This window comes from Allohoeflea poritis, from assembly GCF_027889715.1.
In the GTDB taxonomy this organism is placed as follows: domain Bacteria; phylum Pseudomonadota; class Alphaproteobacteria; order Rhizobiales; family Rhizobiaceae; genus Hoeflea_A; species Hoeflea_A poritis.
The window spans coordinates 346,634-357,914 of sequence record NZ_JAPJZH010000003.1 but is presented as its reverse complement, the minus strand read 5'-3'; the positions used below and the strand labels follow the sequence as shown (position 1 = coordinate 357,914).

The 11,281-nt window shown below is 60.0% G+C and carries 11 protein-coding genes; 5 read left to right on the top strand and 6 right to left on the bottom strand.

Features of this window, described 5'->3' with window-relative positions:
• Positions 1 to 7: 7 nt before the first annotated feature.
• A complete protein-coding gene (locus OOZ53_RS07025) occupies positions 8 to 769 on the bottom strand; it encodes an SDR family NAD(P)-dependent oxidoreductase (protein ID WP_271088661.1) in 762 nt (253 codons plus the stop codon).
• Positions 770 to 1,064: 295 nt separating this feature from the next.
• Here OOZ53_RS07025 and lpdA point away from each other — a divergent pair, with 295 nt between their 5' ends.
• Positions 1,065 to 2,492, top strand: coding sequence for a dihydrolipoyl dehydrogenase (gene lpdA / locus OOZ53_RS07020; protein WP_271088660.1), 1,428 nt, complete (start codon positions 1,065 to 1,067; stop codon positions 2,490 to 2,492).
• A gap of 126 nt (positions 2,493 to 2,618) precedes the next feature.
• Here lpdA and OOZ53_RS07015 read toward each other — a convergent pair whose 3' ends face one another.
• Complete coding sequence (locus tag OOZ53_RS07015; protein WP_271088659.1) at positions 2,619 to 3,602, bottom strand: AMP-binding protein; 984 nt, start codon at positions 3,600 to 3,602, stop codon at positions 2,619 to 2,621.
• 68 nt (positions 3,603 to 3,670) lie between these two features.
• Between OOZ53_RS07015 and OOZ53_RS07010 the strand changes: the two genes are divergently transcribed.
• Entirely contained in the window at positions 3,671 to 4,408 is a 738-nt protein-coding gene (locus OOZ53_RS07010) for an SDR family NAD(P)-dependent oxidoreductase (RefSeq protein ID WP_271088658.1), read from the top strand.
• Positions 4,409 to 4,440: 32 nt separating this feature from the next.
• On the opposite strand, the gene OOZ53_RS07005 is transcribed toward OOZ53_RS07010, so the two are convergent.
• The 3 genes from OOZ53_RS07005 to OOZ53_RS06995 are packed head-to-tail and all read right to left on the bottom strand — an operon-like array spanning position 4,441 to position 7,365.
• Positions 4,441 to 5,304, bottom strand: a complete 864-nt coding sequence (locus OOZ53_RS07005; protein ID WP_271088656.1) for an SDR family oxidoreductase — start codon at positions 5,302 to 5,304, stop codon at positions 4,441 to 4,443.
• The gene (locus OOZ53_RS07000) at positions 5,301 to 6,095 is read right to left on the bottom strand and encodes an enoyl-CoA hydratase-related protein (RefSeq protein WP_271088653.1); all 795 of its coding nucleotides are present in this window, start codon (positions 6,093 to 6,095) and stop codon (positions 5,301 to 5,303) included. Before OOZ53_RS07000 ends, OOZ53_RS07005 begins: the two co-directional genes overlap by 4 nt.
• A gap of 10 nt (positions 6,096 to 6,105) precedes the next feature.
• Positions 6,106 to 7,365 (bottom strand): aromatic ring-hydroxylating oxygenase subunit alpha, encoded by a 1,260-nt coding sequence (locus tag OOZ53_RS06995; RefSeq protein WP_271088651.1) that lies wholly within the window; start codon positions 7,363 to 7,365, stop codon positions 6,106 to 6,108.
• On the opposite strand from OOZ53_RS06995, the gene OOZ53_RS06990 reads away from it, so the two are divergent.
• Complete coding sequence (locus OOZ53_RS06990; RefSeq protein WP_271088650.1) at positions 7,330 to 8,010, top strand: VOC family protein; 681 nt, start codon at positions 7,330 to 7,332, stop codon at positions 8,008 to 8,010. The genes OOZ53_RS06995 and OOZ53_RS06990 overlap by 36 nt on opposite strands.
• 71 nt (positions 8,011 to 8,081) lie before the next feature.
• Entirely contained in the window at positions 8,082 to 8,399 is a 318-nt protein-coding gene (locus tag OOZ53_RS06985) for a 2Fe-2S iron-sulfur cluster-binding protein (protein ID WP_271088648.1), read from the top strand.
• Between the two features lie 32 nt (positions 8,400 to 8,431).
• Here OOZ53_RS06985 and OOZ53_RS06980 read toward each other — a convergent pair whose 3' ends face one another.
• Entirely contained in the window at positions 8,432 to 10,072 is a 1,641-nt protein-coding gene (locus tag OOZ53_RS06980; RefSeq protein ID WP_271088647.1) for a class I adenylate-forming enzyme family protein, read from the bottom strand.
• 386 nt (positions 10,073 to 10,458) lie between these two features.
• On the opposite strand from OOZ53_RS06980, the gene OOZ53_RS06975 reads away from it, so the two are divergent.
• Complete coding sequence (locus tag OOZ53_RS06975) at positions 10,459 to 11,274, top strand: sugar phosphate isomerase/epimerase family protein (protein ID WP_271088646.1); 816 nt, start codon at positions 10,459 to 10,461, stop codon at positions 11,272 to 11,274.
• Positions 11,275 to 11,281: the final 7 nt, after the last annotated feature.

Below are 11,281 nucleotides of genomic sequence, written 5' to 3'. Positions count from 1 at the left end.
CCGTGCCTCAGAACTGCACGCGCTTCGTAAAGCCGCCATCCACGATCATATTGGTTCCGGTGACCCAGCTTGCAGCGTCGGATGCGAGGAAGGCGATACAGCGCGCGACTTCGTCGGCTTCGCCCATGCGTCCGTCGGGCTGTTGGGCGAGGATCGAATTGAAGAATGCCTCGTCGCTCTGCCGGATCTGGTCCCAGCTTCCGCCTTCTATGAGGATCGGACCTGGCGAGACCACATTGAACCGCATACCGCGCTTGGCGTGGGCCTGCGACATCTGCTTCGCATAGGTAATGAGCGATGCCTTGATCGCATTGTAGGGCATCGGCGCGATGAACGTTTCCACTGCCGCTGTTGTCGAGATATACACGATGCTGGCGTTGCCCGATTCCTTTAGCACCGGAAAAAGAGCGTCGGTGCCGCGCACGCACCCCATGAGGTCGATCTCAAAGGCCTTGTACCAGGATTTTTCACCCTCCATGCCGCCGCCGGCCGATACGCCGGGCACGAAAATGTCGCAGCCGCCGAGTTCCTCCGCGGCATCGGTCAACCATTTCTGGTAGCCCTCAACCTCTTTCACATTGGCCGTACCGCCGATGATCCTGGTGCCATGGGATTTCAGTGCTTCCGCCGTCGCCTCCACATCGTCCTGGCTGCGTGCGCAGAAGGCGATGTCGCAGCCCTCTGCCGCCAATATCTCCACAAGCGCGCGGCAGATGCCCTTCGTGGCGCCCGTCACAATGGCTTTCTTGCCCTTAAGGCCCAGGTCCATGGTCTTCTCCCAATGTCTTTGGCTGGTTCATCATTCGGTATCGATATTGCAGCTAAATTGTATACAGGATAATCGATATGCTGTCCATTGTTGAGAAGAGAAGCCAGCCGCCAATTCGATGAGGAAACGGAAACCCCTTGTTTCAAAGAAATTCGGTACGCCCTTCTCGATTATCTGTTGTATGAAAAAGTGTGCTTGTTTACACACACAGAAACCGCTCAATCTTCCAAACTCGCGAAAAACGTGCGGATAAACATGTTTTCGAGCCAAAATCCGAAACCCGGAGGACAACAGAATGGCTGATTACGACGTGCTTGTCATTGGCGGCGGGCCGGGCGGCTACACCGCGGCGATCAGGGCTGCGCAACTCGGACTGAAAACCGGGCTTGTCGAGCGCGAGCACCTTGGAGGCATCTGTTCGAACTGGGGCTGCATTCCGACGAAAACACTTCTCCATTCAGCCAGCATGCTGGATCAAAGCCGCCGGTTCGGCGACTACGGGCTCGACCTTGAGGGGCCGGTATCGCCCAACATCGATGCGATGATCGAAAGGTCGCGCGGGGTCGCGGAGCGCATGGCGGGCGGTGTCGCGGTGCTGCTGCGCAAGAACAAGGTCGATGTCATCTGGGGAGAGGCAAGGCTCGTCGGAGCCGGCGAGGTAGAGGTTTTAGCGATGCAGAAGCCAGCGGTGAAACCGCAGGCGCCAAAGCCGAAAGGGGTGAAGCCCGCGGGGCGGTACACGGCCGATCACATCGTCCTGGCAACCGGCGCGCGGCCTCGATCGCTGCCCGGACTGGAGCCGGACGGCGAGCGTATCTGGACGTATTTCGAGGCCCTGAAGCCGGCCGCCATTCCCGACAGCCTGATCATTGTCGGTTCGGGCGCAATCGGTATCGAATTCGCCAGCTTCTATGCGTCGGTCGGCGCCGAAGTCACCATTGTCGAGCTGGAAGAGCGGATCTTGCCTGCCGAGGACGCGGAGATTTCGCTATTCATGCGAAAGGCTCTTGAAAAGCGGGGGATCGCCGTGCGGACAGGCGTTGCCGCGGAGGCGGTCAAAAACGGCAAATCAGGTGTTTCCATCACGCTTGCAGCTGGCGATACCATCACGGCTGAGCGGGTGATCAGCGCGGTCGGTGTGGTCGCCAACACCGAAGGGCTCGAACTTGAAGGGGCTGGCGTCGATCTGAGCGATGGTGTTGTGGCGATCGATGAGTTCGGCCGTACGACCGCTCCCGGTATCTGGGCCATTGGTGACGTCACCGGCGCACCGATGCTTGCCCACAAGGCCGAACACCAGGCGAGGTCATGCGCCGAGGCCATTGCCGGACAGGCGGCGCACGGGCTCGAACGCGGCCGGATACCGCGCTGCACCTATTGCGATCCGCAGGTCGCGAGTGTCGGACTGACGGAGGCGCAAGCCGTCGATGCCGGCCGTGATATCCGCGTCGGAACGTTCCCCTTCCTTGCAAACGGAAAAGCGATCGCAATGGGCGCGGACCAGGGCTTGGCCAAGGTCGTTTTCGATGCGGGCAGCGGGGAACTGCTGGGTGCGCATCTTGCCGGACCGGAAGTAACGGAGATCATCCAGGGTTTCGTGACGGCGATGCAGATGGAGGCGACGGAGGCCGAACTTTTCGACGTGGTCTATCCGCATCCGACAATCTCCGAGGTGCTCAAGGAGGCGGCGCTTGCGGCATTCGGCAGGGCCGTCAATATCTGACGGAATTCGCTCCGGCAACAGCGGGCGTACGAGTCTCCGGCGCGCCGCTCCAGGCCGGTGCGTTATGATTTCTCCAAATCCGCCGGCGTCCGTATGCATAAACCTGGCACTTGGTATATGAGCGCGTCACCCGGTATCGGCATCATCATCATCATCATCATGGATCGCATCAAGGTCGGATTTCCCATCCGACAGAACCAGGCGACCCTCGCTGTCGAGATAACCGAGAATTCCGGTCGGCAGGAACCTGGCGGCCTCGAAGGCTCTTGAACCGCTGGCGTAGCCCGTCATGAGGCCTTTTCCCCTCAGCCAGACTTCGCCGGCCTCATAGAGCAATCTGTCCATTCCGGTCCGGGGATCGACGATCATCACTTCCGTACCACCGAGAGGGCGGCCAAGGGTCGTGCTGACGGTGTGCGGCGGGTCCCTCGGGTCCGAACAGATCGGCAGGCCGCAACCCTCCGGCAACGCGAGACCGTTGACCAGCGTCAGTTCCGGATGCCGCCGGTGCATATCCGCGAAGGTTTCGGAGGTTGTCCGAAGGTGAAGAACGCGCGTGCGCGAATCAACGACAGCGTCCGAGCCGTCGAGAATCCACAACAAGGTCGCGCCTTCCGGATCAAGCGATATGGGGGTTCCGGCGTAGATCGCCGCGACCAGGGCAAGCCACGTTCCGGGATCGTCAAATGGACCGGAGAGATAGATGCGGTCATCACGGCTGAATTCGTACCGCTTCGCCAGCGCCATCGCCATGGCGATCAGCCGGTTCTGCGGCATCCGGACAAAGTCCGTTTCTTTCAGATCGCGCCGAACCGGGAACAGCAGTTCGCCTGGCGACGGATTCCCGGCAGGGGTTTGCGCCGAGAAAGCCACGGCGCCGTCTGCAAGGCCGATCAAGGTGCTCGGCACCGCCACCAGCGGATCGTGCGATTCAACGGTCGTCAGCGCAGCCGTATCACCGTCATGCGTGCTCTCGTTACGCAGGGCAGCATAATCGAGCGCACCCAACGCAGGCGCGCCCGGGAAAGCCTTTGCCCAGTGATCGATCAGGCTCAGCAGCGTATCTGTTCGAGCGGGCAATCTGTGCGCCAGCGCTGCCGTTTCACCCATCGTACTCTTTCCAGTGACCGATAATTGTGTTTATATAACCTAACTAAAGTATACAATGGAGGAAGGCAATGCCACTGGCATTCATTACGGGAGGCGGAGGCGGGCTCGGCTCCGAAACAGCACTGCGCGCGCACGAACTGGGCTGGGACGTTGCCATCTTCGACCTGTCGCGGGACCGGGCCGCGCAAGTCCTCGAAAAATTGCCGGATGCTCACTTTTTTGAAGGGGACGTCACGGACGAAGCCAGCGCCGTGGCGGCGCTTGATGCGCTTGACCGTGTGCCCGACCTGCTGGTCAACAATGCCGGCATCGTGAAATTCCAGCCGCTTCTGGACACGTCAACCGAGGATTTCGCGCGGATGATTTCGATCAACCTGACCGGCGCCTTCACGATGGCGCGGCTTTTCGCGGAACGCATGATCAAACGCGGTTCGGGGTCGATCATCAACATAACGTCAACCGGCGGTATCGCGACCTCACCGGGAACGAACGCCTATGCGTCGGCCAAGCGGGGACTGGCTGCGATGACGGAAATCATGGCACTGGAATGGGGCCCGCTCGGCCTGCGAATCAATTCCGTTGCTCCCGGCATGATCCACGGCGGCATGTCCTCGGGCATTTATGATGATCCGTCGGTAGCGGAACGCCGGAGCAAGGGCGTGCCGCTGAGGCGTCTGGGAACGGAACGCGATATCGCTCACGCGGTGATGTGGCTGGCGTCCGACGAAGCTTCCTATGTCAACGGTCACGAACTGGTTGTGGACGGCGGCATGACCAAGGCCGCAATGGCAATGATCCCGCGTTAGCAAGAGCCCGATCGCTCACTTCCGAATGGGCTCTAAACCTGGAAATGCTCCGGTACGCCGGCAGGCCATACCGTGCCCCACATGCGCATACCGCCATCGATTGTCAGGATTTCGCCTGTGATGAAGTTCCCGGACGGAGCCGAAAGATAGACGACGCCTTCGGCCACGTCCCAGCCGCTGCCCATCCGGCGCATCGGGTTGACATTGCCCAATCTCCTGGTCGCTTCCGGCGGATACTGTGACAGCCCTTCCGTGGCAATGGCGCCCGGCGCAACGCAGTTCACCCGGATGCCGAGCGGAGCCCACTCCGTCGCAACGGTGCGTGTGAGGTAAATGACGCCGGCCCGGGCGGCGCAGGTATGGGCGGCTTGCGGCATTCCGCGCTCGACATGGGCCACGTTCGAAACGATATGGCCGCCTTCGCCTCGGTCGCGCCAGCGCTGGGCGGCGCCCTGCATCATCCACCAGGTTCCATTGAGATTGAGATCGATAACGGCGGCCCAGCCCTTGCGCGTGAAGTCGATCGCATCCTGCGGAAACTGGCCGCCCGCATTGTTGACCAGCGTGTCGAGACCGCCGAATTCCTCGAATGTGGCGTCCAGCAGCGCGTCAACCTGGTCGGTGTCGCGGATCGACATTGCCCGATAGGAGATATCGGCGCCCAGAAGCTCCTTGACCTCGCTTTTGGTTCGCGCCAGTTTTTCCTCGGTCCGCCCGCAGATCATCACTTTCGCACCGAGCCGGGCCAGCAGGAAAACCATCGCCTTTCCCATTCCCTGCGATCCTCCGGTCACGAGAAACCGCTGCCCGGAAAGAAGGTCTGGCGAAAATACGGTGGGGAGCGTGGCCATTTCCTGCGGTGTCAAACCCCATTTCGCGGGATGCTTGTCGCTCATGACCGGTTGTCCTTCTTGAAATCGGCGTCGCGGTGTTCCGCATAGGCGGCAATGCCCTCGCGGCTGTCCTCGGATCGCATGAGCCGGTCGGCATTGGCGTGCCCCCGCGCAATCGCGTCGGGGAGCGGCTCGTTCATCGCGTGATTGAACAGTTCCTTCCCGAAGCAGACGGCATTCCAGGAATTCTCAAGCATGGCGTCGGCAAGCGCCACGGTTTCGTCAAGCACACGCTCACCCGGGACCACCCGGTTCACGATGCCGAGGGCTTCCAGGCGCCGGGCGGGCAACAGTGTGCCGACGGTCACCATCTCCATCGCGATCTGACGGGGCAGTTGCTGGGCGAGACGCTGGACACCGCCGCTGAAGGCGACCATGCCGCGCTTGACTTCGGAAAGTCCGAACACGGCATGCTCCGCCGCGACCAGCATGTCGCAAGCCAGCGCGATTTCAAAACCACCGGCCACCGCCGCTCCGTTGATCGCGCCAAGGACCGGTTTCGCAACCACCCGTTCGGTCAGGCCACAGAACCCTGCGCCCGGCACCAGCCCACCGCCGGCACCGCGTCTCGCGGCCTCCTTCAGATCCATGCCCGCGCAGAAGGCGCGTTCGCCCGTTCCCGTCAGAACGATGGCGCCGACTTCGGGCGCTGCCTCGGCCTCTCTTATGAAACGGTCGACAAGATAGGACCCTTCCGCGTCCACGGCATTTGAAACGCCGGGTCTGTTCAAGGTGATGACCTGGACCGCACCGCGGCGCTCGGTCAGGACGGGCCTATCCGTGTTGTTCGACATATTGCAGCAATCAGGTTTCGGCCATTTCAGCGGCGGATTGAGGCGCTTGGGCCGCTTCGGGAGTGGTCACCCAGCTACCAAGCCGTTCACGCACGCGCAGCCGATCCGGAATGTCTGCTGTCCCGATGCGGCGGTCGAGTTCCTCGTGCCAATGGTAAATGCGCCGTTCCTGATAGTTCAAAGGAAATCCGCGCAGCCCTTTGCTCTCAACGGACTTTTGGATCTTGTCGGCGAATTGCAGGTCTTCGTCGAGAATGGCGAGGAAATTCTCAAGCCGCGTGTCCCACACCTCCGGGCGCGGCCCGTCGCCCCAGGACGGTGCGAACCAATGCACCTCAATGGTCATCGTATCGATAGTGTCAGGCCAGAAGCACAGGACAGGTATTCCGGCATTCGCGACCGGCGAAACAAGGTTCGGATAGGCCAGAACCGAGTAATTCGTTTCCTTGAACCATGGGTCCATTCCTTCGACTTCGGGAAGCCCCTTCACTCCGGGGTCGGTCCAGCCCGCGCGCTTGTAGGGCGTAACCATACGGCTGTGGCCGTCCGGCCAGAGCGTGATGGCGCTGCCCCGGTGATCGAGAAAGCGGTCGACGGTGTTCTGGTGAATGGACTTCAGGTGATAGACTTCAAGAAAGGCATCGAGCAGCACTTTCACGTTACAGTCGACCTTGATCGCGGTCTTGTCGATCAGCATCAAGGTGTCCGGCCGGAATTCGTCGAAATTGGCGGCGATCGGTCCGAGATAGTCGCGCAAGGGTTCGGCATCGTCGTCGAGGTTGACGAAATAAAGGTTGCCGATGTTTTCGCAGCGCACCTCGATGAGCGACCGGCAGGTCAGGTCAAGGTCGACGAAATCGCGCCGGTCCCTCAGGTTGATGAGTTCGCCCCGCGTATTGTAGGTCCAGCCGTGATATTTGCATGACACGCCACGGGATTTTCCGGACGCTTCGGTTACGACCGGCGCGCCACGGTGGCGGCAGGTGTTGTAAAAGCAACGGATGGTTTCATCTTCTCCGCGAATGAAGAAGAGCGGTTCGCCGAGCCGTGTCCATTGCACGTAGGAGCCGACATCCGGCACTTCGTCGGAATGAATGGCATAGACCCAGGACCTGTGCCACATCCGTTCGATTTCAAGTCGATTGAACTCCGGGTCCACATAGCGGTCACCGGGAATATCGGGCAATGTGGGAAAACCTTCGGGCGGTCCGCTCCGTTTGGATTCATATGCCTGTTGATCAAGGATCCCCTGAATCTCTTCGGAATTCATTGCAACCTCCTTCTCCCGGTGGACATCGAGAAGCGTAATTTTTCCATGTGCATTGTATTTTATATAGCCTTCTCGTATATGGAAAGTGCAAGTTTCGTATTTTTTAAGGGCCGGCCAATGGCAACAGGTTTTGGCGACATCGTTCAACTGGGTTACGTCGTGAAAGACATGGACGCCGCTATCGAGCATTGGGTGCGCGTTCTCGGGGTCGGCCCCTTCTTTGTTACAAGGAATGTGCCGTTTGCCGAGGTCCATTATCGGGGCGAGCCGTGTGATGCGCAAATCTGCGCGGCGCTCGCCAGCCACCGCGGCATCCAGATCGAGATTATTCAGCAAACAGGGGGCGGGGTGTCCGCATATTCCGACTTTATCTCGGAAAAAGGTGGCGGTCTGCACCATGTCTGCGCTCTGAGCGACGATCTCGCCGCCGATCTCGCAAGCTGGCAGGAACGCGATGTATCCGTGTTGATGGGCGGGTCCACGGCTGCCGGGATTCCGTTTGCCTATCTGGATACGGATCCCGGCAACCATGGCCGTGTTCTCGAGCTGGTCCAGCCCTCACCGGGGCTGCTGCAGTTCTTCAAGAAAATCGAATCGGCTGCGGAAAACTGGGACGGCGCAACGGCCCGGATCGCGTTGGATTGAATTTTCTCGTGAAATTGTATACTGATATCAAATTATAATAATGCAATTATCGGGAAACGGAGGGAGCCCGCATGCCGAAAATCCATGCAGTCGACCGCAACGGGACGGAAACGGTGATCGAAGGCGAATCCGGCATGTCACTGATGCTGAACCTGCGCAATGTCGGCGGACTCGATATCGCGGCGATCTGCGGCGGAATGTGCTCTTGCGCGACGTGCCATGTCTATGTGGATCCGGCCTGGATGGAAAAGCTGGAAGAACAGTCCGCGGACGAGTTCGAACTGGTGGAATTTTCGGAACACTACAAGGAGAATTCGCGCCTGTCCTGCCAAATCGAAATGACGGATGGGCTGGACGGAATCCGGGTCACGCTGGCCCCGGAAGACTAGGCGTACCGAACCTTGGAATGGTCCCAGCCTGATTATTGCGCTGGTTCACCCTCCAGCATTTCCTGCAGCCTGAATTTTTGAATTTTTGATGCCGACATCGGCCATTCCTCTATAAAGCGTACATCGCGCGGAACCTTGAAACTCGCGACCTTGCCCTTGCAGAAGTCGATGATGTCGTCCCTGGTCGTGCTCTTCCCCGGCTTCAGTTCGACGAAAGCGACCGGCACTTCCTGCAATCTCGGGTCAGGGCGGCCGACCACCTGGCAAAGCTTTACGGCTTCGTGTCCGCCGATGAGGGATTCGATTTCCTGCGCGGCGACATTTTCGCCGCCGACCTTCAGCATGTCCTTCAGACGCCCGTGAAACATCATCGTTCCCTCCGCATCCATCGAGCCGAGGTCCCCGGTGTGGAACCAGCCGTCCCGCTTTGCCTCGCGGGTCTTCTCGGCGTCCTTGTAATATGCGATAAAGACGGAAAAGCCGCGCACGCAGATTTCGCCGACTTCGTCCCGGGCGCATGTCGACCCGTCGGGGCGGCGGATTTCAACTTCGAGACCGTCAAACGGTTTGCCGAGCCTGCGGGTCCGCGATTCGTAGCTGTCGCTGGGAAAACTCGTGGACACCGCGCCAGAGGTTTCGGTCATTCCGTAGGTTCCCACCTGGATAATGCCCGGAATCTTGTCCTGGATCGACTTTGCGAAGCTGGCGGGCTGCATGGCCATGTTCGAATTCATGATCCGGATGGAACCGAGGTCGCGCCGTGCGAAATCCTCGTGGTAGATCATGTCGGCGATGAATGTGCTGAACGTCGGGTAGGCGATGGTGGCCCGGTCGCGTTCGATCATCTCCATGGCGGCGCCGGCCTCGAAGTGCTGCATCGACAGATAGGTCGCTCCCACGGAGTAGGCGGCGCACAGCGGGAACATCGCTCCGATATGGTACATGGGCAGGGGCGACCAGAAGACGTCCTTTTCGGTCATCTCGTAGCGCCGCGCCATGGCCTGGCCGGTTCTGACAATGGCCTCGTGGGCGATGAGGCATCCTTTCGGGTTCGAGGTGGTTCCGGATGTGTAGAGAATGAGCGCCGTGTCTGAAACGCGCACACGGGCCCTCAAATGTGAAATCTCGTCTTCCCGGACCGCGTCAGCGCCCCTGGCGAAAGTGTCCGCCGAAGTAAAACCCGGCGCATGGTCCTCGTTTATCAGGACGATCCGCTTCAGCCGGCGCGCGCCATCCATATCGAGTTCAGCGTCCATGGGTTGATGCGCGAGTTCCGGAAAGCTCTCGTTCAACCGCTCGACGAAGTTGACGCTGTCAGCCACCTTGCCGCTTGTAACAATGGCGACGAGGTCGGCATTGTCGGCGATATAGGTGAGTTCCCGCGATCTGAAGCGGGCATTGATGGGAACCGAAACCGCACCGAGGAGCGCAATGCCGAAAAAAGCCTCGGCCGTTTCGATGGATGAGGGCAGAAGTATACCCACATGATCGCCGGGTCTCACGCCCATCGCTCTCAGCCCGCGTGCCATCCTTGTGGCGCCAGCCTGCAACTCCTTGAAACTGCGCTGACGGTCCGGAAAAACCAGCGCCTGTTTTTTCCCGTGCGTCCGCGCGGCGTGCATTAGCAGATCGCCTACGGTCGTGACCGCCGTATAGTTCTGAAATTCCAGCATCGCTGTCCTCCATCAGAGGTCCGGGCCTCTGCAGCGTTTCATATGAATATGAAAAACGTGGTATCTGTATACAAGAAAAAATTTGCTTATTGCAGAGGAAATTGAACAGCTTTGCTGAGAAAAAAGTGCGGGATTGACGCCGACTGACATCGTTTGAGGAAATTTTGCATATTTAGAAAACGAAATTATAATACAAAACCAAATAGGCTGCGAGCCGCGGTGGTCTGTGGCAGCGCGGCTTGCGAGGGAGGAGAGATTTCGCATGTCACCAGGCCGTACCGCCACGCGCGACTTGAATCTCCGGTTTGTGCCCCGTGCGCGCCATTTGCCGGCAGCACCGGTCAGAGAGTTTGCACAGTCCTTATGCCATTGCCGGGACACCTGACGTGACGCATCCGCTGGCCCTGCACCAACTTTGCCTTATGGATGTCGCGCCCGTGGAGCTGCCCGGGATCGCGCGGGAAGCCGGTCTTTCGCGTGTATCGGTATTCGTTACTCCGCCATCGGCCGATCTTGACGTCTTCCCGCTGGTCAAAGCCGGGCGGGAAAGCAAGGAATTCGTCGCGGCCTGCCGAACCCATGATGTCCAGGTTCACAACATCGACTGTTTCTCCATAGGTCCAGAGACCGATTTCGCCGATTTCGAGCAGGCGCTCGACGTCGGAGCGGAAATCGGCGCCCGGCGCCTGACGGCGCTGGTGCAGGACCCGGACCCCGGGCGCGCCGCGGCGCGGATGGCGCAATTCGCGGAGCTCGCGCAGGCGCACGGCATTGCCGTGTCCATCGAGTTCATGAAGTTCTCGAAGTTACAGTCCATCGAGGCTGGCGCGTTGTTGGTGACCAAAAGCGGTCACAACAACCTCAGCCTGCTCGTTGATGTGCTCCACCTCATTCGCACGGGCGGCAATATCGCGGATCTCAAGGCGACGGATTCGCGGCTGATCGGCGCGGCACAGATATGCGACGGTCCGCTTGACGTACCCGAGGGCGGTTTCGGGGAAGCTCTGCACAATCGCGGTATTCCCGGCGAGGGGGAGTTTCCGTTGCCGGCCTTTCTGGCGGCGCTCCCGGCCGATTGTCCGGTCGACATCGAGGCGCCGCTCAAACGCCTAGCCGACAAGGGCGTTTCACCGCTCGAGCGGGCGCAGCGTCTTGTTCGCGCCACCAACGTTTTGCTCGCCGAAGGCTTTGACGGCGGATAGGCGTGGC